Genomic DNA, 21,386 nt, shown 5'->3' with positions numbered 1-21,386 from the left:
CTCGAAAGGAGGGTCAGGAGGACGGATGCCGCAGCCCGCCACCCACGGGACGGGCCGGGCTGCGGCATCCGAGTCGTCAGACGGCGCCGGCGGCCGCCTCGGAGGCGAGCAGGGCGCGCCGGGCGATGCGGCGCTCCTGCTGCTTGTCGGGGTCGGGGACCGGAGCGGCCATGAACAGGCGCTGCGTGTACGGGTGCTCCGGCTGCGACGTGACACGCTCGCCGTCGCCCGACTCGACGATCTCGCCGCGGTACATCACGGCCACCCGGTGGCTGATGTGGCGCACCACCGCGAGGTCGTGCGTCACGAACAGGTAGGCGACGCCGGTGCGGTCCTGGATGTCGATGAACAGGTCGAGCACGCGCGCCTGGGTCGAGAGGTCGAGCGCCGACACCGGCTCGTCGCACACGATGAGGCGCGGCCGCAGGGCGAGGGCGCGGGCGATCGCGACGCGCTGGCGCTGGCCGCCCGAGAACTCGCGAGGCAGGCGCCCGCGCGAGTCCGCGGGGAGGCCGACCTGGTCGAGCAGGTCGTGCACGCGGGTCTTCGCCTCCTTCCCGGCGACGCCGGCCGCGGTCAGCGGCTCGGTGAGGATCTGCTCGATCGTCATCGACGGGTTGAGGGACGAGTACGGGTCCTGGAACACCACCTGGATCTCGGAGCTGAGCGCGCGCCGCGCCTGCCGCTTGAGGTGGGCGATCTCCTTGCCCTCGTACGTGATGGAGCCCTCGGTGACGGGTGCGAGGCCCAGGGCCGCCCGGCCCAGCGTCGTCTTGCCCGATCCGGACTCGCCCACCAGCCCCACGGTCTCGCCCGGCAGGATGTCGAGCGAGACGCCCTTGAGCGCCCGGAACGGCTGGGCGCGGAAGCCCTTGCCCGGGTACTCCACGACGAGGTCCTTGATGTCGAGCAGCGGCGTCTGCGGCGTCGAAGTGCTCATGCCCGTGCTCCCTTCTCGGTCGACGGCACTGTGCTCGAGGGCACCGTGCGTGACGATGCTGCGACGAGCGGGCCGCGGGCGGGACCCTCGTCGAGGATCGCGTCCAGCAGTGCCCGCGTGTACGGGTGCTGCGCGTCGTTGAAGATCGCGCGCACGGGTCCCTGCTCGACGAACAGGCCGCTCTGCATGACCGTGACGTGGTCGCAGAGGTCGGCGACGACGCCGAAGTTGTGGGTCACCAGGAGCATGGCCATGTGCCGCTCGGCCTGCAGGTCGCGCAGCAGCTCCAGCACCTCGGCCTGCACGGTCACGTCGAGGGCCGTGGTCGGCTCGTCGGCGATGATCAGGTCGGGGTCGGTCGAGACGGCGCCGGCGATGAGCACGCGCTGCGCCATGCCGCCGGAGACCTCGAACGGGTACGCGTCGAACGTGCGCTTGGGGTTCGGGATGCCGACCCGGGCCAGCAGCTCGAGCGAGCGGTCGGTCGCGGCCTTCTTCGAGAGCCCGAGGTTCTTACGCAGCGGCTCGACGAGCTGGGTGCCGATCGTGAACGCCGGGTCGAGGTTCGACATCGGCTCCTGCGGGATGTAGCCGATGCGCTGGCCGCGGATGCCGGCGTAGGCCCGGTCGTCGCCGTCGGCGAGCTCGGTGCCCTCGTAGAGGATCGAACCGGCCGTGACGTGACCACCGCGGGGCAGCAGGCCCAGCACAGCGAACGCCGTCTGGGTCTTGCCCGAGCCCGACTCGCCGATGAGACCGTGCACCTCGCCCTTGCGGATGTCGAGCGAGACGCCGTGGACGACCTCGATGTGCGAGCCGTCCGGCTGGTCGTAGCCGACGCGCAGATCGCGCACCTCGAGCACCTTCTCGGTCGCCTTGCTGCGCACGTCGTCCTGGTGGACGATGACGCCGGAGCTCTCGAAGATCGGCGGCTCGTCGAGGTCGACGACGTCTCCGCCGCCGGTCGAGATCGAGGTGGTGACGGCGGCGATGGAGCCGGTGGCGGTGGCGACGGCGCGGCGGCGCTTGCGCCGGACCGACACCGTGCGCTCGAGCTCGTCGCGCATCACGTTGGCCAGGAGCGTCAGCGCGATGCACGTGAGCCCGATCGCGAGCGACGGCCAGAGCATCAGGATGGGCTCCTTGTAGATGTTCTTGAATCCGTCGTTGAGCATCTGGCCCCACGTGGGGACGCTGATGTCGCCGAGGCCCAGGAACTCCAGCCCCGACTGGATCGCGATGGCGATGCCCGCGATGATCGCGCCCTGGATGATGATGGGCGCGCGCACGACCGACAGCACGTGGCGGCCGATGATGCGGGTGTCGCTGAGTCCCGAGACGCGTGCGGCGTCGACGTACAGCTCCGAGCGCACCGCGGTGACCGAGGCGTATACGAGGCGGTAGAACGCCGGGGCGAGCAGGATGCCGAAGATGAACATCGAGATCCACACCGAGGGGCCGAGCACCGCCCGGGCTGCCAGCAGCACGACGATGCCGGGAAGCGCCATGTTCAGCTCGGTCACCCAGGTCGCGGCGCTGTTGAACCAGCCCTGGTAGTAGCCCGCGATGAGGCCGCTGGTCACGCCGAGGACGACGGCGACGACGAGAGCGAGGAGGGCGGCGGAGACGCTGATCTGCGTCGCCACCAGCAGGCGCGACAGCACGTCGCGACCGCTGCCGTCGGTGCCGAGGATGTGCTCGGCGCTGGGCGGCGAGAGCACGTTGCGGATGTCGGCGTAGTTGGGGTCCTGCGGGGCGATCCACGGTCCGATGATCGCGATGACCGCCACGAACGCGAGGAAGAGGAGGGAGGCGAGGCCCAGGGGGCGCCGCACGAGACGTCGCCAGAGCGCGACGCGCACCGGCGCGACGGGGACGGCGAGGGGAACGTCGACAGCGGTCATGACAGTCGCACCTTGGGGTTCAGCGCCGCTTGGGCGAGGTCGATGAGGAGGTTCACGACGACGACGATGATCGCGAAGACGATCACCAGGGCCATGACGACGGGGATGTCGCCCAGCGTCGTCGCCCGGACGGTGAGCTGACCCATGCCGGGGATGGCGAAGACCTGCTCCACGATCACCGCGCCGCCGAGCAGGCCGATGAACTGCACGGCCAGCACGGCGAGGGCAGGGCCGCCGGCGTTGCGGAGCACGTGGCGGTAGACCACCGAGTTGGTGCTCAGCCCGCGCGAGCGGAGCGTCCGCACGTAGTCGCGCGACATGGCGTCGATGACAGAACCGCGGATCTGCTGTGTGACGGTGGCGATCGCGCCGATGGACAGGGCGATGATCGGCAGCGTGACCGACGACAGCCACCCTGCGACCGAGGTGGTCAGCGGGACGTAGCCGGTCGCCTTGAACCAGCCGAGGTTGATCGCGAAGACGAGCACCAGGAAGAGGGCGATGAGGAAGCCGGGGATCGCGAAGCCGATGAGCGAGAACACCTGGACGGTGCCGTCCACGGCCCCGCCGCGCCGGGCGGCCAGAACCCCCACGACGACGGAGATGATCGCCGAGATCACCGTCGCGCCGATCACGATCGACAGTGTCACGGCGACGCGATTGGTGACGCTCGTGGTGACCAGCTCACCCGTGAACCAGCTGCGGCCGAGGTCGCCGGTGAACGCCGACGTCAGCCAGTCGAAGTACTGCGTGAGCAGCGGCCGGTCGAGGCCCAGCTCTTCGGCTTTCTTTGCGACGGTGTCGGCGGTCGCGTTCTCTCCGAGGATGCGGCGGGGGATGTCGCCGCCGGCCGCGTAGAGGAGGAGGAACGCGAGGAAGGAGATCACCGCGATGAGGATGACGCCGGACAGCAGGCGTCTGAAGATGAATGCAAGCATGTCTGTCGCTTCCCGTGGGTGGTGTCGCCCCGCCCGCGCGCGACGCGCGGGCGGGGCGAGGACTCAGTTCTTCGGCGAGAATCCGAAGATCGAGGGGTAGGCGTTCGACGGCCAGAACTCGAGGTCCGTGTCGGCGTCGACCGCGTAGGTTCCCTGCACCCGGAAGAACGGGGCGAACCAGGCGTTCTCGACGATCCAGGCGTTCAGGTCCTTCGTCGCCTGGTCGGCCTCTTCCTGCGTGCCGTTCTGGATGGTGCTGATGTATTCGTCCACCTGCGGGTCCTGCGAGCCGAACGGGTTGAAGGTCGCCTCGGGCGCGATCATGAAGTTGATCAGCTGCCAGTCGGGGTTCTGCTCCAGCGCCATCCACGTCGCCGGGTACTTCGGCGCGAGCATGTCGGTGATGAAGTTGCCGGTCCCGGGGTCGGTGTAATTCACCGTGATCCCGATGTCGGCCAGCTGCTGCGCGACGAGGTCGAACGTGGTCTGGAAGGCGGCGGTCGACATCATGTTCAGCGTGAACCCGTCCGGGTAGCCGGCCTCGGCCAGGAGCTCCTTGGCGCCCTCGGGGTCGTACTCGTAGGTGCTGTCGAGCGCCTCGTCGTAGCCGACCGACGTGGTCGGGAACACCTGCTCGGTCACCGTGCCGTAACCCGCCTGCAGCGCCTCGAGGAGAGCCTCGCGGTCGAACGCCATGTTGATCGCCTTGCGGACGTTGACGTCGGCCAGCTCGGGCGCCATCGTGCCGGCGCGGTCGAACAGCAGCAGGCCCTGGAAGTCCAGCTCATTCGCCTCGATGGTCCAGCCGGATGCCTCGATCTCGGGGATCGTGTCGTTGTTGACGATCTTCGCGCCGTTGGCCTCGCCCGCCTTGAGGGCGTTGAGGGTGGCGGTCGGGTCCTCGATGACGTTGATCGTCAGGTTGTCGTACTTGACGACGTCGGGGTTCCAGTACTCGGGGTTGGCGGTGTAGACGTACGTGGTGCCGGTGACGCTGGCGGCCGTGTCGAGCACGTAGGGGCCGGAGCCGATCGGCTCGGTCGCGGAGTCGGGGTCGTCGAACGTCGAGGGCGCCTGGATCAGCCCGGGCGCGATCGACAGGAGGTTGACGAGCGAGGGATCGGGGGCGGGCTGGGTGATCGTGACGGTGGTGGCGTCGGTCGCGGCGAACTCCTTGCCGGCGAGCGTCGCGGCCTGCGGCGCGGTGCCGTCGCGGAAGCGCTCGAGGCTGGCGACCACGGCCTCCGCGTCGAGGGGAGTGCCGTCGGTGAACTCGACGTCGTCGCGGAGCGTCAGCGTGAGCACCGTGTTGTCTTCGTTGTACTCCCAGTCGGTGGCGAGCCAGGGCTCGATCTCCCCCTCGCCGTTCTTCTGCAGCAGCGTGTCGAACACCGCCTGGAAGAACGGGCTGCGGTTGCCGTACTCGGCGCCCTGACCGATGTCGTAGCTCGTCGGGCCGATGATGGCGGTGAGGGTGAGCCGGTCGGCTCGGCCGGAATCGCTCGTGCCGGAGTCGTCCCCGCCACCGGCGCAGCCGGTGAGGGCGATCGCGGCGATCGCGATGGTGGCTGCTGTGGCCTTCCAACGGAACATCCTTGGTCCCTTCATCTGTGGCGATACCCCTGCGGATCGCCTACTGCCGGGAGACGCTAACAGCAATATCGAGTGAGCGCTAGGTTTTTAGAACAAAAAACTAGCGATCACTCGGAATTCGTTATACAACGGAGAGGAAGGACCCCGGCGGGCACCGATGGAGGTGCGCGAGACGACCCGGGGATACGGTGAGACGATGACCGAGACCACCTCCGCCGCGAAGCGGGAAGGGACCGCTCCCACGAGGATGCGCAAGCCGCGCGGCGAGTATGCGAAATCCGCGGCGACCCGCACGGCGATCCTGGACGCGGCCCTCGAGGTGTTCGCCGAGTCCGGCTATCGGGCGGGCTCCCTGCGAGAGGTCGCCGAGCGCGTGGGCATGAGTGAGGCCGGACTCCTGCACCACTTCCGCAGCAAGAGCGCCCTGCTGATGGCGGTGCTCGATCACCGTGACGAGCTGGCGCGCTCACTCGTCGACTTCGACCTGCCCGACGGCATCGAGGCGCTGCGCGGCCTGGTGACCCTCGCCGAGCACAACGCGTCGATCCCGGGGGTCGTCGAGCTCTACTGCACGCTGTCGGCCGAAGCCACTTCTCCGGCTCATCCCGCGCATGCGTACTTCGTGAATCGCTACGAATCGGTGCGCGAGAGCATCACCGCGTCCTTCCGGCGCGTCGCCGAGGCGGGGCGCCTCAATCCCGGCGTCGACCCGGGCCGCGCCGCGGTCGCGACCATCGCCCTCATGGACGGGCTCCAGGTGCAGTGGCTGCTGGACCCTCAGTCCACCGACATGGCGGAGGCGCTCGCCGAGGCGTTCCGCAGCATGGTCAGCGGGTACGACCTCGTCGGCCTGGAGCAGGTGCTCGACGCGCGGTCGGCGGCTGAGGCATCCGTCGACGCCGTCGAGGCGCCCGGGGCCGTGCTGCCGGCGACCGACGAGGCCGCTGAGGGGGACGAGGCATGATCCGCGAGCTGTTCCTCGAAGGCTGGACGGTCGGCCCGAAGCTCGGCGCGTTCGAGGCTGCGACCGCCGAGTCCGCACCGCGGCCTGTGCGACTGCCGCACGACGCCGTGCGGGATCTGCCCCGCTCGGCCGACAGCGACCAGGGCGTGCACACCGGCTACGTGCCGGGGGGCGTGTTCGAGTACGCGAAGACGTTCGAGGTGCCGGACGCCTGGCGGGAGAAGACCGTGCGGCTCGAGTTCGAGGGCGTCTACCGCGACGCGGTCGTCTTCCTCAACGGCGACGCGGTCGTGCACGAGCCGAACGGCTACAACGCGTTCGAGGCCGTGCTCGACCCCTACCTCCGCTACGGGGAACAGAACCGGATCACCGTCGAGGCCCGCGTGCACCGCGACAGCCGGTGGTATTCCGGAGCGGGCATCTATCGCCCCGTGCATCTCGTGGTGGCCGACCCCGTGCACCTCCCGCTCGACGGCACGCGCGTGGCGACGCCCGACATCGACGCCGACCGTGCGATCGCGAGCATCGCGACGACGGTGCGCAACGGCTCGCGCCGCACCCGCACGCTGCGCCTCACCTGGACCGTGCTGGGTCCGGGCGGCACCGACGTCGCGTCGGGCACGGCGCCGGTGACGGTGCTGCCCGGCTCCGAGGCGGTGGCGCGCGTGCGCCTCGCCGTCGAAGACCCCGCGCTCTGGAGCGACGAGTCGCCCTCGCTCTACCGGGTGCGCACCAGCCTCGCCGACGAGGACGGGCACGTGATCGACACGGATGCCGCGGCCTTCGGCATCCGTCGCCTGCAGGTCGATGCGCGGCGCGGACTGCGGATCAACGGCGAGACCGTGAAGCTGCGGGGCGCCTGCGTGCACCACGACAGCGGGCCTCTCGGGGCGGCGACCTTCGCCGATGCCGAGGACCGCCGCGTGCGCCTCCTCAAGGAGGCGGGCTTCAACGCGCTGCGGAGCGCGCACAACCCGATGAGCCGCGCGATGCTCGACGCGTGCGACCGGCACGGCGTCTTCGTGATGGACGAGCTCACCGACACCTGGACCCGCTCGAAGGTCGCCTTCGACGCGGCTCCGGGCTTTGCGGAACGCTGGCGGCACGACGTCGACGCCCTCGTCGCGAAGGACCTGAACCACCCGAGCGTCATCATGTACTCGATCGGGAATGAGATCCTCGAGCTCGCGACGCCGGCCGGGTCCGCGTGGAGCCGGCGCCTCACCGAGGCGATCCGCGACCTCGACGACACCCGCCTGGTGACGAACGGCATCAACGGCATCATCGCGAACCTCGGCGGCTTCGAGACGGATGCCGCGCCCGGCGACGAGGCCCCGGCAGACGCCTCCGATCCGAACACGATGATGGCGGCGATGGGCGACATGATGGCCGCGGCCAACGCGTCGGAGCTCGTGACGCGGTCGACCGAGGAATCGGCATCGGTGCTCGACGTCGTGGGCTTCAACTACGCCGAGTCGCGCTACGAGCTCGACGGCGAGCTGTTCCCGAACCGCGTCATCGTGGGATCCGAGACGTTCCCGTCGCGCATCGAGAAGATGTGGGAGCTCGTCGAGCGCCTCGACCACGTCATCGGCGACTTCACGTGGACCGGCTGGGACTATCTCGGGGAGGCCGGCATCGGCCGCGTCGACTACACCGACGAGCCCGGCTACGAGCCGACCGGCACGGCAGGGCCGTACCCGCACCTGCTCGCCGGCTGCGGCGACATCGACATCACCGGGCACCGCCGCCCGGTCTCGTACTACCGCGAGATCGTGTTCGGGCTGCGCACCGAGCCGTACCTGACGGTGCATCCGCCGCGACACCACGGCCGACCGACCGCGACGACGCCGTGGTCGTGGGACGACTCGGTGTCGTCGTGGACGTGGGATGCCGAGCCCGGCGCCCCCGTCACGGTCGACGTGTACGCCCCCGCCGAGGAGGTCGAGCTGCTGCGCGACGGCGTCTCGCTCGGCGTGGCGGAGGTCGGGGCCGAGAAGGCGTTCCGCGCGCGGTTCGAGACCGAGTACCGCCCCGGCGAGCTGGTCGCGATCGGGCGGACCGGTGGCCGCGAGGTCGGCCGGACGGCGCTGCGCACGGCCGGAGAGCCCGTGCTCACGGCATCCGTCGAGCGGTCCGAGATCACGGTGGACGGCCTCGGGTTCGTGGCTGTCTCGCTTGCCGACGTCGAGGGAGTCGTCGCGTCCGACGCCGATCGCCTGATCACGGTGTCGGTCGAGGGCGATGCCGAATTGGTGGGCCTCGGCACCGGCCGCATCCGCACGGAGGAGTCGTTCGCGGGTCCGTCGGTCACGACCTTCGACGGGCGTGCGCTCGCCATCGTGCGGCCGACGGGGCTGGGCCGGGTGACCGTGACGGTCACCGCCGAGGGACTCCCACCCGCGACGGCGTCGCTCGCCATCTCGGGGCCGGCGTCAGGCTGAGCCCCTCGGGCATCGCACTCCGCGGACAGCGGGGGAGGGGTCAGCTCGCGGCGCGGGTGCGCGCGGGCATCTCGTCGTCGTCGTCCCGGGGCAGCGGGATCGGCGTGGTGCCGGCGACCTCGTCGCTGAACTCCTCGGGGACGACGACGCTGAGAGGTCGCGTCTCGTCGAGCGTCAGGCGGAACCGCTTGCGCTCGTGGCGGTGCAGGCGACCCGAGACGAGCAGCCACGTGGCGCCGATCGCGAAGGCGACGAAGGCGGCGACAGCGCCGACCAGGATCGCGGCGCGCGGGCCGAACTCAGCGGCGACCCAGCCGACGATCGGCGCGCCGATCGGCGTGCCGCCCATGAGGATCGCCATGTAGAGCGCGAGCACGCGACCGCGCAGCGCCGGGTCGGTCGTGGTCTGCACGTAGCCGTTCGCCGTCGCCATCATCGTCACGACCGAGAAGCCCGTGAACACCAGCGTCGCCGCGTACAGCCAGTACGTCGGCATGAACGCGGACACCAGCGCCGCGACCCCGAACATCGCCGTGCCCACGATGAGCACGCGCAGGCGCGCCCGATCGCGACGGGCGGCCAGCAGCGCGCCGGCGACCGAGCCGATCGCGAGGATCGAGCTGAGCAGACCGAAGCCGTCGGCCTCCTTGCCGAACTCGACCGCCATCGTCGACGCGAGGATGGGGAAGTTCATGCCGAACGCGCCGATGAGGAAGACCATGGCGAAGGTCACGATGAAGTCGGGACGGCGGGCGACGTACCTGACGCCGTCGGCGAGGCGCGACGACTGCGGCGCCTTCACGCGCGGCACCAGCTCGTTCGTGCGGATCAGGACCAGGGCGCCGAGCATGGCGAGGAAGGTCACGGCGTTCGCCACGAACACCCATCCGGTGCCGATGGCGACGATCACGATGCCCGCCACGGCGGGGCCGATCATGCGCGCGCCGTTGAACGACGCCGCGTTCAGGGCGACCGCGTTGGAGGCGTTCTCACGCGCGACGAGGTCGGAGACGAACGCCTGTCGTGCCGGGTTGTCGAAGGCCGCGACCACGCCCAGGGCGAGCGCGAAGCCGTACATGATCGGCAGCGTCATCGCGCCGGCGAAGATGAGCGCCCCGATGGCGACCCCGAGCAGCAGCAGCAGGCTCTGCGTGAGGAGCAGGAGCTTGCGGCGGTCGAAGCGGTCTGCGACGAGCCCGGTGACGCCCACCAGCAGCAACGGCGGAGCGAACTGCAGCGCCATCGTCACGCCCATGGCGGCGGCGTCGTTGGACGTCAGCTCGGTCAGCACGACCCAGCTGATGGCGGTCGCCTGCATCCATGCGCCGATGTTCGACACCAGGGCGCCGATGAACCAGACGCGGTAGTTGAAGGCCGAGAACGAACGGAACATGGCGCTCATCGCGCGACCATCCGCTGCATGATCTCGGCGGCTGCGGCGATGGTGTCGCGCTCGGCGGGCGTGAGTTCGGCGAGGGATGCCTCGACCCACGCGTCGCGTCGGCGGGCCGTCTCTTCGACCACGGCTTCGCCGTCGGGCGTCAGCGAGATGACCACCTTGCGGCCGTCGCGTTCGTCGGCGGCGCGGACGATGTAGCCGGATTCCTGCAGGCAGTTGACCGTGCGGTTCATCGAGGGGGCCGACACGCGCTCGCGCTCGGCGAGCTCGCCGAGGGTGTGGGCGCCGTGGACGCGCAGGGCTGCGAGCACGGCGAACTGGCCGTCGCTCATGGAGTCGACGGCACGCTGCGTGCGCATGCGCCGGGCGAGGCGGAACGTCGCGATCCGGAGCTGCGATGCGGCGGGCGACAGGTCGGGGTGGTCTCCCGCGGCGGCGGGAGCGGGTGTGGGGGTCGTCAGGGTCTCGTTGCTCATCCGGTTGCTTAGCCTAGCTTATTAGCTTTGCTAAATAAAGTCCACGGTGCCGCGACGAGCGTGTGCGCGGGGCTTCGGTGTCTCGCACCTAGACTTCTGCGCATGCCCGAGTTCATCGATGCGTACGGCATCACGATCTTCTTCGACGTCCATCCGGCGAAGACCGAACCGCGGGCGGTCGTGCAGCTGCTGCACGGCGTCGGCGAGCATGCCGGACGGTACGCCGTGCTGATCGACGCGCTCACCTCGCGCGGCTACACGGTGTGGGCCGCGGACCACCGCGGCCACGGTCGCACCGGCATGCAGCAGCACCGTGGCGATGTCGCCCTGCTGGGGCACCTCGGTCCCGGCGGCCTGCGCGCGGCGCTCGCCACGATGTGGCAGTTCACCGAGCAGATCCACGCCGAGAACCCCGGATTGCCGATCGTGCTGCTCGGTCACTCCGGCGGCTCCGTGCTCGCCCAGATGCTGGTGAACGCCCACCCCGAGGCGTACGACGGACTGGTGCTGACCGGCTCCGCGCTGCGCATGCCGGGGTCGATCCACACGAGTGGGCTCAACAAGCCGTGGGCCGGTCCCGACGCGACGGGAACCGAGTGGCTCTCGAGCGACCTCTCGGTGGGGCGGGCCTTCCTCGACGATCCCCTCACCACCAGCGAAGACCCGATCAAGCTGATCGGGGTGCTGGATTCACTCCGCATGTACGGTCTTCCCCGCCGCAACCTCGGTCGCGACATCCCGACGCTCCTCATGGTCGGTCGAGACGACACGGTCGGCGGTCCGCGCAGCGTGCACCGGCTCGCCGATGCGTATCGCACCCGCTCCGGATTCACCGACGTGACGACGCTCGTCTACCCGGGAGCGCGGCACGAGATCTTCAACGAGGTCATGCAGCAGGACGTCCGCGCCGACCTGCTCGCGTGGCTCGAGCGGATCGCTCCCTCGAGAGTCTGATCCGGACCGCCGCCCCGATCGCCGCCTCCTGCCGGCCGATTCCACCGTTGACGACCGGCGCCGGATGAGTCATCCTGGCCGCAGTGGTCACTGTGGGAGCGCTCCCACGCCGGGCTCGGATGCTCGGCGAGCCGTCGGTCCCGCAGTGCCGCTCCCCGGGCGACGGTGCCCGGAGGTCGACGACGACCAGGAGATCCACATGACCCACCCATTCGCCAGCCTCCGCGCGCGGCCCCCACAGCGGGCCTGGGCACTGGGCGCCGCCGCCGCACTCGCGGTCGGGCTCGCCGTGCCGCTGAGCGCGACCTCGGCCGCCGCCGACGAACCGGACGGCGACCTCGTCGGCTCAGAGCTCTACGTCAACCCGTGGAGCACGACCCTCGAAGCCGCCCAGTCTCTGAGCGGGCAGGCACGGGACGACGCCCAGCTGCTGGGCTCGATCCCGTCCGCGGACTGGTTCACCTCGGGCACGCCGGCCGAGGTCGAGGCGGCCGTCGACGACGTCGTCACCGCTGCCGCCGCGCAGGGCCGCATGCCCGTGCTCGTCGCGTACAACCTGCCCTTCCGCGACTGTGCGCAGTACTCGGCGGGCGGAGCGGCGGACACCGCGGCGTACAACGCCTGGATCGACGGGTTCGCCGCCGGCATCGGAGATCGTCCCGCCACCGTGATCCTCGAGCCCGACGGCCTCGGCATCATCCCTCACTACGTCACGCTCGACGGGCAGATGGAGTGGTGCCAGCCGGCCGAGGTGCCCGCCGACACCGCCGCGGCTGACCGCTTCGCCCAGCTGAACCACGCCGTGGATGCGATCGGCGCTCTGCCGGAGGCATCCGTCTATCTCGACGGCACCAGCTCGGCGTGGCTCAACGTCGGCGAGATCTCGGACCGCCTGATCAAGGCCGGTGTGCAGGACGCCGACGGGTTCTTCCTCAACGCGTCCAACTACCAGTTCACCGCGAACAACACCGCGTACGGCACCTGGGTGTCGCAGTGCATCGCCTACGCCACGCAGGTCAACCCTGGCGACTTCGGCTCGTGCGGCAACCAGTACTGGAACGGCGGCCCCGCGACCGATTGGCAGGGTGTGGGCATGTCGCCGTACGGCGAATGGAGCGCGGATGCCGCCGACCCGGCGCTGAACACGAGCGGCGTCGACTCGCGCTACGCGGCGATCCTGGGCGGCGTCGAGGCGAGCACGCACTTCGTCATCGACACCAGCCGCAACGGCCTCGGGCCCTGGAACCACGAAGGGCAGTACGGCGACACGCACGAAGACTGGTGCAACCCGCCGGATCGCGGCCTGGGCACTCGCCCCGACACGACGACGGGTACGCCCCTCGTGGACGCGTACCTGTGGATCAAGGTGCCGGTCGAGTCCGACGGCAAGTGCTACCGCGGCACGGCGGGTCCGCTCGATCCCGAGCGCGGCATGGAGGATCCCGCGGCCGGTCAGTGGTTCGTCGAGCAGGCGCGCGAGCTCATCGCTTTCGCGAACCCGCCGATCGCGCCGCTCGACTGCCACGTCGAGTGGGTCGCCGACGGCGACGAGGATGCCTTCTCGGCGACGGTGCGCCTGTCGGGCGCCGTCGCCGACCGGTGGACGCTCGCGTTCGCCGTACCCGACGGGCAGACCGTGACCAAGGCCACGCGCGCCACCGTCACGCAGGCCGACGGCACGGTGAGCGTCTCGGGGGCGACCAAGAAGGGCGGCAACGCGCCCGACACCGTGATCCACGCGAAGGGCGCGGCGAGCACGCCGTGGCAGTTCCTTCTCGACGGGAGGGCGTGCACCTCATAGCGAGGGGCGCGCTGCACTCCTGAGAGGCGGCGACGACGGATGCCTCGCCCCGTCGTCGCCGCCTCTTACCAGTCCCGCGGGTGTCGCGTCCAGCCCCAGCCCGCTTCCGAGGCCCGGGGGCGCGCGTCGATAGGCTGACCGGCGCCGCGGTGGCTGCCGCGGCATCCCTCGCGAAAGGTTCCCCCCACCTTGATCACTCTCAGCTGGCTCCTGCTCATCGCGCTCATCGGCGGCGCGCTCGCCCTCTTCGACGGCATCCTCCGGGTGCGCGGCAAGGGCAACACCGTCGTGGGCATCATCGAGATCGTCGTCGCGGCGCTCTTCATCCTGTCGCTGTTCCTCCCCGGCATCCCGTTCGGGTCGCTCGTGCTGGCGATCGCGACGCTCATCGTGATCGTCGTGGGGCTCCTGCTCCGCGGCCGTCAGGGCATCGGCATCGCGATCGCGGCCCTCGCCGTCATCGCGCTGTGGATCGTGCTCGTCAACCGGTGGCTGGTCATCCCCGGGATCAACTGATCGGTCGGCCGGGCGTCGCCTTCGGGAGGCGCCCGGCCCGCGCGCCCTGGGTGGCCGCCCGGCCTGCGCGCTCTGGGTGGCGCCCGGCTCCGGCTCCCGGGTGGCGCCCGGCCTCCGTGCCCTGGGTGGTGGCGCCCGGCTCCGGCTCCTGGGTGGCGCCCGGCCTCCTTGCCCTGGGTGGCGCCCGGCCTTGCGGCGCCCCGGCAATAGGCTGAACGCATGCACGGCGAATACAAGGTGCCCGGCGGAAAGCTCGTCGTCGTCGACCTCGAGGAGCGCGACGGGCGCATCGCGGACTTCCACCTCGCGGGCGACTTCTTCCTGGAACCCGACGACGCGCTCGACGACATCGACGCCGCCGTCAACGGACTGCCGATCGAGTCGGACGTCGCGACCATCGCCGCCGCCGTGCGATCGGACCTTCCGAGCGGGGCGCAGCTGCTGGGCTTCACCCCCGAAGCGGTCGGCACCGCGGTGCGCCGGGCCCTCGTGACCGCGCCCGGCTGGCGCGATTTCGACTGGGAGATCGTGCACGACAAGCCCGTCTCGCCGCGCATGAACCTCGCGCTCGACGAGGTCCTCACCGGCCGTGTCGGCGATGGCCGACGGCGTCCGACGCTGCGGATCTGGGAGTGGGACGAGAACGCCGTCGTGATCGGCTCGTTCCAGTCCCTCCGCAACGAGGTCGATCCCGAGGGAGCCGCGAGGCACGGCTTCGACGTGGTCCGCCGCATCTCGGGCGGCGGCGCCATGATGATGGGCGCCAACTCGATCGTCACCTACTCCCTCTACGTGCCGGCATCCCTCGTCGCCGGACTCACGTTCGCCGACTCGTACGCGTTCCTCGATGACTGGGTGCTGCAGGCGCTGCGGGCGCTGGGTGTCGAGGCGACCTACCAACCGCTCAACGACATCGCCTCGCCCCAGGGCAAGATCGGCGGCGCGGCGCAGAAGCGGCTCGCCAACGGGGGAGTGCTGCACCACGCGACGCTCAGCTACGACATGGACGGTCAGATGATGACCGAGGTGCTGCGCATCGGCCGCGAGAAGCTCAGTGACAAGGGCACGACCTCTGCGGCCAAGCGCGTCGACCCGCTGCGCCGCCAGACCGGCCTGCCCCGCGAGGCCATCATCGCCAAGCTCGAGGAGACGTTCGCGAACCTCTACGGCGCCGTGCCCGGTCACATCACCGACGACGAGTACGCCGAGGCCGAGGCGCTCGTGGAGTCCAAATTCGCGACCGACGCGTGGCTGCGCCGCGTCCCGTGACGGGCCGGTGCGCGTGAGCTCGGCGGTGGGCGGAACGGATGCCGCGGCCCCCGGCGGCGCGACGGCGCCCGGCAGCGCGACGGCTCTCGGGAGCGCAACGGCTTCCGGCGCAGCACGAAGTGTGGGTACGGCTCCGGTTGCGGGCGCTGCTCCGATTGCGGGCGCGGCCCCGCTGTCGGGCGCGGCTCCGGCCGGCGCCGCTTCGGTTGCGGGCGCCGCTCCGGTTGCCGGCGCCGCTTCGGTTGCGGACGCGGCTCCGGGTGCTGCCGCCGCTTCGGTTGCGGGCGCGGTCCCAGTGCCCGGCGCCGCCCCTGTTCCCGACGCCGCTCCGGCCGCGGCCGCGGCTCCCGGGTCGGTGGAGATCCATGAGGGCGACAACCTCGAGGTCATCCGGCGGCTGCCCGACGGCGCCTTCACCCTCATCTACCTCGACCCGCCGTTCAACACCGGTCGCCCGCAGGAGCGTTCGATCGAGACGGCCAGGTCGCGGCATCCGTCCCCCGTGTCCGGCTCCGAGCAGCCCGCGACGGCTCCCGGCATCGTGCGTCGCGGGTTCCACGGGCGCGAGTACGAGCGGATCCGCGGCGACCTCCGCGCGTACGACGACCGGTTCGACGACTACTGGGGCTTCCTCGAGCCCCGGCTGCTCGAGGCATGGCGGCTGCTCGCCGACGACGGCACGCTGTACCTGCACCTCGACTACCGCGAGGCGCACTACGCCAAGGTGCTGATGGACGCGCTGGTCGGGCGCGAGCGGTTCCTCAACGAGCTGATCTGGGCCTACGACTACGGCGCGAAGACGCGCAAGCGCTGGCCCACGAAGCACGACACGATCCTCGTCTACGTCAAGGATCCGAAGGCGTACTGGTTCGACTCCGAGGCCGTCGACCGAGAGCCCTACATGGCGCCCGGGCTCGTCACGCCCGAGAAGGCCGAGCGCGGCAAGCTGCCGACCGACGTGTGGTGGCACACGATCGTGCCGACGACCGGACGCGAGAAGACCGGCTACCCGACGCAGAAGCCCGAGGGCGTCCTCCGCCGCATCGTGCAGGCCTCGTCGCGGCCGGGCGATCGCGTGCTCGACTTCTTCGCGGGCAGCGGCACGACCGGCGCGGTCGCCTCGGCGCTCGGTCGCGACGCCGTGCTCGTCGACCACAACCCCGAAGCGGTCGCCGTGATGCGCGAGCGGATGCCGCACGCCCGCGTCGTCCCCGCCGGCTGAGGCGCGGAGGCCGCGGGCGGGCACGTCTCCGCGGGGCGGTGCCGAGCCGGAGGGGCGGACGCCGCGGGCGGGCACGTCTTCGCAGGGCGATGCTGTGCCGGAGGGCGGACGCCGCAGCGGGCACGTCTTCGCAGGGCGATGCTGCGCCGGAGGGGCGGAAATATACCCTTTCGCCGCTCCGGCGACGAGGGTCCGGTGGCGCAAGGGCGAGGCATCCGTCATCCCCATAGGCTGAGCAGCATGCGCTTCGGAACCTTCATCCCCCAAGGCTGGCGATTCGATCTCGTGGGCATCGACCCCGCTGAGCACTGGGCCGTGATGAAGGGGCTCGCGCAGCGCGCCGACCAGGGCCCGTGGGAGTCGCTGTGGGTGTACGACCACTTCCACACCACGCCGGTGCACTCCGACGAGGCGACGCACGAGGCGTGGACGCTCATGGCCGCGTTCGCCGCGACGACCGACCGCATCCGGCTCGGCCAGATGTGCACGTGCATGGGCTACCGCAACCCCGCCTATCTGGCGAAGGTCGCCGCGACGGTCGACATCGTCTCGGGCGGGCGCACCGAGATGGGCATCGGCGGCGGCTGGTACGAGCACGAGTGGGAGGCGTACGGCTACGGCTTCCCGCCGGTGCCCGAGCGGCTGCGCATGCTGCGCGAAGGCGTCGACATCATGCAGCAGGCGTGGACGACCGGCCGGGCCACCCTGGACGGCAAGCACTACCAGGTCGACGGCGCGATCGTGCAGCCGCTGCCGCTGCAGGACGGCGGCATCCCGATCTGGGTCGCGGGCGGCGGCGAGAAGGTGACGCTCAAGATCGCGGCGAAGTACGCCTCGTACACCAACTACGCGGGGTCGCTCGAAGACATCGACCGCAAGAGCGCGGTCCTGCGCGAGCACTGCGACGCGCTCGGCCGCGACTTCTCGGAGATCACGCGCAGCTCGAACTTCAACACCATCGTGGGTGCGACCGAGGCCGAGGCGCGCGAGCGCCTCGCCGTCGTCAAGGAGCGGCTGCTGCCGCACGTCGGCCAGGAGCGCGCCGACCGGATCGAGCACGACTACGTGACCTCACCCGCCTTCGGCGCGGTGGAGCAGGTCGTCGAGCGTCTCGCCGAGCGCGAGCGCCACGGCATCGCCTACGCCATCCACTACTTCCCCGAGGCGGCCTATGACCTGTCGGGCGTCGAGCTGTTCGAGCGCGAGGTCGTCAGCGCGCTCGCCTGACCCTCCGTCGTCGAGGATTCAGGAGAACCCGTCGCCGGTCGCCGCTTCAGGTGGGCGACTGCGGCGAGTCTCCTGAATACTCGACGGCGCGCCGCCTCGATGCTCCGGCAGGTCGGGCGTGGGCGCTCAGCTGACGTCTGCGTCGAGGATTCAGGAGAATCGGGCGAGCGGGCTGGCTGGCGGCGCTGCCGGTCGGCGTTTCTCCTGAATCCTCGACACGGCTCCCCGCGCGGCGCCCGCCGCCGGGCGGCCTTGCGGTGCTGCGCGTGGCACTCGTGCGAAGCGCTGCCGCCGTCGAGACTTCAGGAAGAACCGGCGATCCTGGTGCTCACCGCACCGCCTGCGGGCGGTTTTTCCTGAATCCTTGCCGGTTCTCGCCCTTCCTCCCCGGACGGAGGTTCGGGCGCAGTTGTCCACATTCGCCGGGAGATCCGTCATCCGACAGGATGCCGTCCTTCACTGTGGGCGGATGCCGCTCGCACCCGCTTGCCCTTCGTTCCGCCGGTCCGATCTCGTGGAGGCCGGCTGGAGCGATCGAGCGCTTCGGAACGCGGTGCGGGACGGCCGGTTGCTCCGCGCCCGGACGGGGGTGTACCTCACGCCCGACGCTGCGCCCGAGGTCGTCGACGCCTGCCGCGTGAGCGGACGGGTGGCCTGCACGAGCGCGCTGGCTCAACTGGGCGTCTTCGTTCTGGACACCGCGGCCCTTCACGTCCACCTCCCCGCGAACTCGTCGAGACCCAGGTCGGTCGGCCGCGCGCTGCGACGGCATTGGGGTCGGCTGCATCGATGCCCGCACCCGAGATCCACGCGGGTGGAACTCTTCGATGCGCTCGCCCAGGCGGTTCGATGTCAGCCGGCGCGCGCCGCGGTCGCCACGCTGGACTCCGCTCTGAATACCGGCGTGCTGGATTCGGATGAGCTCGACGAGCTGTTCCGGGTGCTTCCTCGCCGGTACGCGGTGATCAGGCGACTGCTGGATGCGCGGTGCCAGTCGGGTCCCGAGTCGCTCGTTCGCCTGATGCTCCGATCGGCGGGCCTGCGGTTCGAGGTGCAGGTCTCGATCCCGGGTGTCGGCATCGTGGACTTCCTCGTGGAGGGCTGGCTGATCGTCGAATGCGACAGCCAGGCTCATCACTCGACGTGGGACGCCCAACGGCGCGATCGCCGTCGTGACCAGGCGGCGGCCATCCTCGGGTACGCGACCTACCGTCCCATCGCCGAAGACATCATGTGGAGCCCCGAGGTCGTCTCGGCAGCCCTGCGCGGGCTGGCGCGACGCGGAAGCGCCTCGTCAAGCTTTCAGGAGAATCGGACTCCGGTCGCCGCTTCCCGTGGGCCGCTGCGGCGTGTCTCCTGAATTCTTGACAGGCGCGGCGGCCCGACCCCGGCCGGTCAGACGAGGGCGCGGACGCTGCGGTAGCCGTCGGCGACGACGTCGGGAACGGATGCCTCGCCCCCGAACACGCGCGTGGTTCCGGGCGCGTCCGACCAGGCGCGCCAGCCGGGGTCGTCGCCCCGGACGAGCGCGACGGCGGCGCCGTGGATGGCGGCGGCGAGCCGGCGCGGGGGAGCGTCGCCGGCGATCGCCGCAACGTGCGGCTCGTCGAGACAGTCGAACCAGAACGGCACGTCGAGGCAGTGCAGGGCCCACCGCCGCGTCGGTGAGGGCCAGGAGAAGCGGTACACCCACGTCGGTGCGGCTCCCCGCGCGTCGGCGACCTTCACCACGGTCGAGCGGAAGACCACGTCCGTGACGTAGCGCCCGAGGACCGCCGCGGTCCCCAGGCGACGCTGGGCCGCGTTGTCGGCGAGGTAGGCCCGTCGACGCTCGCGCGGCACCTCGAGCTTCGCGAAGGCCAGGGATGCGGGGATGAAGCGGAGCTTCCGCTGCGCCGAGTCGAGCACCATCGTGAACTCGTCGTCCGTCGTGCCGAGGACGAGGGGCTTGTCGGCGCCGACACCCGAGCGCAGGGCGGCGATCGTCGGCTCCGGGACGAGGTCGCCGTCGATCATCGGTCCCCACGAGAGACCGTCCTCGAGCAGCCCTCGCACGCCGGCGAGGCGGTCGCCCGAGTCCGGCTCGGTGGCCTTCGACTGCAGCACCTGCAGCGTCGCCTCGGACGCGGAGGCGAAGCCCTCGCGCGTCGGTGCGACGCCCGCGAGCGCAGCGAGCTTCGTCGACGCGGCGCGGGCGCGGTCGGGCGAGACGTCGGCGATGGCGGCGGAGAGAGCCCACACCGAGTGGAAGAGGTGCTGGGCGGCGGGCAGCGCCAGCAGCCGGAGCACTGCGCCGCCACCGGCGGACTGGCCCGCGATCGTGACGCGCGACGGGTCGCCCCCGAAGTTGGCGATGTTGTCCTGCACCCACTGGAGTGCGGCGAGCCAGTCCCGCACTCCGCGGTTCGACGGGGCGCCGTCGATGTGCCCGAACCCGTCGAAGCCCAACCGGTACGAGATCGTCACGGTCACGACGTCGTCTCGGTTGAACGACCGGCCGTCGTACCAGGGGCTCGCCGGCGACCCGGAGATAAAGCCGCCGCCGTGGATCCAGACGAGCACCGGCAGCGCGGCATCCGTCGGTCCGGTGACCGGCGTGAAGACGTTGACGTTGAGCGTCGCGTCACCGGGCATCGACGGCTCAGGAATGAGCGTGATCCCGGGGTCGCCCCGCTGCGCAGTGGGCCCGAACTCGAGCGCGTCGCGCACGCCCTCCCACGGCTCGACGGGCACGGGAGCGGCGAACCGCAGCGGCCCGACGGGGGGCTTCGCGAACGGGATGCCGAGGAAGGCGGCGGAACCGCCGGCGCCCGGTTCGCCCCGCCACAGGCCGCGCACCCTCCCGGTGACGGTGTCGGCCTCCGCGTAGCGGGTGATCGCCGTGGTGTCGGTCATGCACTCTCTCCTAGCGCCGCTGTTGGATGTCGTTCGTACATTCCCGGCGAGACTGAAACCTAGCGACGTTCGGTTTCATTGCGAAGGGGTGATGCGCAATCGTTACGGGGCCGAGCCCGGCTCGTCGGGGCGCGCGGCGGGAGGCGTGAGCAGGTCGAACAAGGCGTCGACCGTGGCGGCCATGTCGACCTCGGGTTCCAGCATCCACTGCACCTGCAGGCCGTCCGCGACAGCCTGGAAGATCCGCGCGAGGGTGTCGGCGTCGACCCGATCGGTGATCGCGCCGGACGACTGCTGGGCGGCGATGGCCGTGGCGAAGAAGTCGCGCAGGCTCTCGCCGCGCGTGACGAAGAACTGGTGGGCCGGATGCCCCGGATCGGCGGCGTCGACCGACAGGCGGGCGAACAGATGCACGAGGCCGGGGACGTCGGCGTTGTGGCGGATGACGCTGAGATAGCCCTCGCGGATGTCGGGAAGCGACGTTGTCTCCGCGGCCAGACCCTGCTGCAGATCGCCGGCGAACCCCTGATCGACCGAGTCCAGCTCGTCGCGCTTTCGGAGGATCTCGGTGAAGAGCTCTTCCTTGCTGCCGAAGTAGTGGAGCAATCCGGCCTGACTCAGGCCGACGGCATCCGCGAGCTCTTTGATGGAGGCCCCGCTGTACCCCTCGCGGGCGATGACGTCGAGTGCGCGGGTGAGGATCTCCTCGCGCTTGGCGACGCCCTTCGCGTAGGAGCCTCGTCGCCCCGTGCCGCTGTCTCTCATAGGGAAAGTAAACCCGAACAACGCTTGATTTTTCAAAACCAAATGACATAAGGTTTTCCGCGAGTGGCTCATCGTCGAG

17 protein-coding genes and 1 pseudogene are annotated in these 21,386 nt (G+C 70.7%); 10 read left to right on the top strand and 8 right to left on the bottom strand.

Annotated features, from left to right (window positions below; genetic code table 11):
• Positions 1 to 76: 76 nt before the first annotated feature.
• The 4 genes from ABG085_RS16995 to ABG085_RS16980 form a co-directional block, all read right to left on the bottom strand.
• Complete coding sequence (locus tag ABG085_RS16995; RefSeq protein ID WP_347976924.1) at positions 77 to 940, bottom strand: ATP-binding cassette domain-containing protein; 864 nt, start codon at positions 938 to 940, stop codon at positions 77 to 79.
• On the bottom strand, positions 937 to 2,844 hold the full coding sequence (locus tag ABG085_RS16990) for a dipeptide/oligopeptide/nickel ABC transporter permease/ATP-binding protein (RefSeq protein WP_347976923.1): 1,908 nt from the start codon (positions 2,842 to 2,844) through the stop codon (positions 937 to 939). The genes ABG085_RS16995 and ABG085_RS16990 overlap by 4 nt, the downstream gene beginning before the upstream one ends.
• Positions 2,841 to 3,782: an ABC transporter permease gene (locus tag ABG085_RS16985; protein WP_347976922.1), complete on the bottom strand. Its 942-nt coding sequence runs from the start codon at positions 3,780 to 3,782 to the stop codon at positions 2,841 to 2,843. Before ABG085_RS16985 ends, ABG085_RS16990 begins: the two co-directional genes overlap by 4 nt.
• A 63-nt stretch (positions 3,783 to 3,845) precedes the next feature.
• Positions 3,846 to 5,375, bottom strand: a complete 1,530-nt coding sequence (locus ABG085_RS16980; RefSeq protein ID WP_347976921.1) for an ABC transporter substrate-binding protein — start codon at positions 5,373 to 5,375, stop codon at positions 3,846 to 3,848.
• Positions 5,376 to 5,571: 196 nt separating this feature from the next.
• Between ABG085_RS16980 and ABG085_RS16975 the strand changes: the two genes are divergently transcribed.
• Both ABG085_RS16975 and ABG085_RS16970 read left to right on the top strand, forming a co-directional pair.
• Positions 5,572 to 6,339, top strand: coding sequence for a TetR/AcrR family transcriptional regulator (locus tag ABG085_RS16975; RefSeq protein ID WP_347976920.1), 768 nt, complete (start codon positions 5,572 to 5,574; stop codon positions 6,337 to 6,339).
• Positions 6,336 to 8,783: a glycoside hydrolase family 2 TIM barrel-domain containing protein gene (locus ABG085_RS16970; RefSeq protein WP_347976919.1), complete on the top strand. Its 2,448-nt coding sequence runs from the start codon at positions 6,336 to 6,338 to the stop codon at positions 8,781 to 8,783. The genes ABG085_RS16975 and ABG085_RS16970 overlap by 4 nt, the downstream gene beginning before the upstream one ends.
• A gap of 40 nt (positions 8,784 to 8,823) precedes the next feature.
• Here ABG085_RS16970 and ABG085_RS16965 read toward each other — a convergent pair whose 3' ends face one another.
• Entirely contained in the window at positions 8,824 to 10,185 is a 1,362-nt protein-coding gene (locus ABG085_RS16965) for an MFS transporter (RefSeq protein ID WP_347976918.1), read from the bottom strand.
• Positions 10,182 to 10,658 carry a MarR family transcriptional regulator gene (locus tag ABG085_RS16960; RefSeq protein WP_347976917.1) on the bottom strand — a complete coding sequence of 159 codons (477 nt, stop codon included), beginning with the start codon at positions 10,656 to 10,658 and terminating at the stop codon, positions 10,182 to 10,184. Before ABG085_RS16960 ends, ABG085_RS16965 begins: the two co-directional genes overlap by 4 nt.
• 102 nt (positions 10,659 to 10,760) lie before the next feature.
• Between ABG085_RS16960 and ABG085_RS16955 the strand changes: the two genes are divergently transcribed.
• The 8 genes and pseudogenes from ABG085_RS16955 (at position 10,761) to ABG085_RS16920 (ending at position 19,007) form a co-directional block, all read left to right on the top strand.
• Positions 10,761 to 11,612, top strand: a complete 852-nt coding sequence (locus ABG085_RS16955; protein ID WP_347976916.1) for an alpha/beta hydrolase — start codon at positions 10,761 to 10,763, stop codon at positions 11,610 to 11,612.
• A 199-nt stretch (positions 11,613 to 11,811) separates the two neighbouring features.
• On the top strand, positions 11,812 to 13,413 hold the full coding sequence (locus ABG085_RS16950; protein WP_347976915.1) for a glycoside hydrolase family 6 protein: 1,602 nt from the start codon (positions 11,812 to 11,814) through the stop codon (positions 13,411 to 13,413).
• A 189-nt stretch (positions 13,414 to 13,602) separates the two neighbouring features.
• The gene (locus ABG085_RS16945; protein WP_163617748.1) at positions 13,603 to 13,929 is read left to right on the top strand and encodes a hypothetical protein; all 327 of its coding nucleotides are present in this window, start codon (positions 13,603 to 13,605) and stop codon (positions 13,927 to 13,929) included.
• 219 nt (positions 13,930 to 14,148) lie between these two features.
• Positions 14,149 to 15,198, top strand: coding sequence for a biotin/lipoate A/B protein ligase family protein (locus ABG085_RS16940; RefSeq protein WP_347976914.1), 1,050 nt, complete (start codon positions 14,149 to 14,151; stop codon positions 15,196 to 15,198).
• 295 nt (positions 15,199 to 15,493) lie between these two features.
• Entirely contained in the window at positions 15,494 to 16,420 is a 927-nt protein-coding gene (locus tag ABG085_RS16935) for a site-specific DNA-methyltransferase (RefSeq protein WP_347976913.1), read from the top strand.
• Positions 16,421 to 16,660: 240 nt separating this feature from the next.
• Positions 16,661 to 17,647 (top strand): LLM class F420-dependent oxidoreductase, encoded by a 987-nt coding sequence (locus tag ABG085_RS16930; protein WP_347976912.1) that lies wholly within the window; start codon positions 16,661 to 16,663, stop codon positions 17,645 to 17,647.
• A 469-nt stretch (positions 17,648 to 18,116) separates the two neighbouring features.
• Positions 18,117 to 18,233: pseudogene (locus ABG085_RS16925) on the top strand (type IV toxin-antitoxin system AbiEi family antitoxin domain-containing protein); the annotation flags it as partial.
• Positions 18,234 to 18,551: 318 nt separating this feature from the next.
• Positions 18,552 to 19,007 carry a DUF559 domain-containing protein gene (locus ABG085_RS16920; RefSeq protein ID WP_347979230.1) on the top strand — a complete coding sequence of 152 codons (456 nt, stop codon included), beginning with the start codon at positions 18,552 to 18,554 and terminating at the stop codon, positions 19,005 to 19,007.
• A gap of 35 nt (positions 19,008 to 19,042) precedes the next feature.
• Here ABG085_RS16920 and ABG085_RS16915 read toward each other — a convergent pair whose 3' ends face one another.
• Together ABG085_RS16915 and ABG085_RS16910 are read right to left on the bottom strand one after the other, a co-directional pair.
• Positions 19,043 to 20,542 (bottom strand): carboxylesterase family protein, encoded by a 1,500-nt coding sequence (locus ABG085_RS16915; protein ID WP_347976911.1) that lies wholly within the window; start codon positions 20,540 to 20,542, stop codon positions 19,043 to 19,045.
• Between the two features lie 102 nt (positions 20,543 to 20,644).
• Positions 20,645 to 21,307 (bottom strand): TetR/AcrR family transcriptional regulator, encoded by a 663-nt coding sequence (locus ABG085_RS16910; protein WP_347976910.1) that lies wholly within the window; start codon positions 21,305 to 21,307, stop codon positions 20,645 to 20,647.
• Between the last annotated feature and the right edge of the window lie 79 nt (positions 21,308 to 21,386).

The sequence above is a fragment of the Microbacterium sp. ProA8 genome (assembly GCF_039905635.1).
Classification (GTDB): domain Bacteria; phylum Actinomycetota; class Actinomycetes; order Actinomycetales; family Microbacteriaceae; genus Microbacterium; species Microbacterium chionoecetis.
The sequence above is the reverse complement of the archived record's forward strand: the minus strand, read 5'-3'. Positions and strand labels throughout refer to the sequence as shown.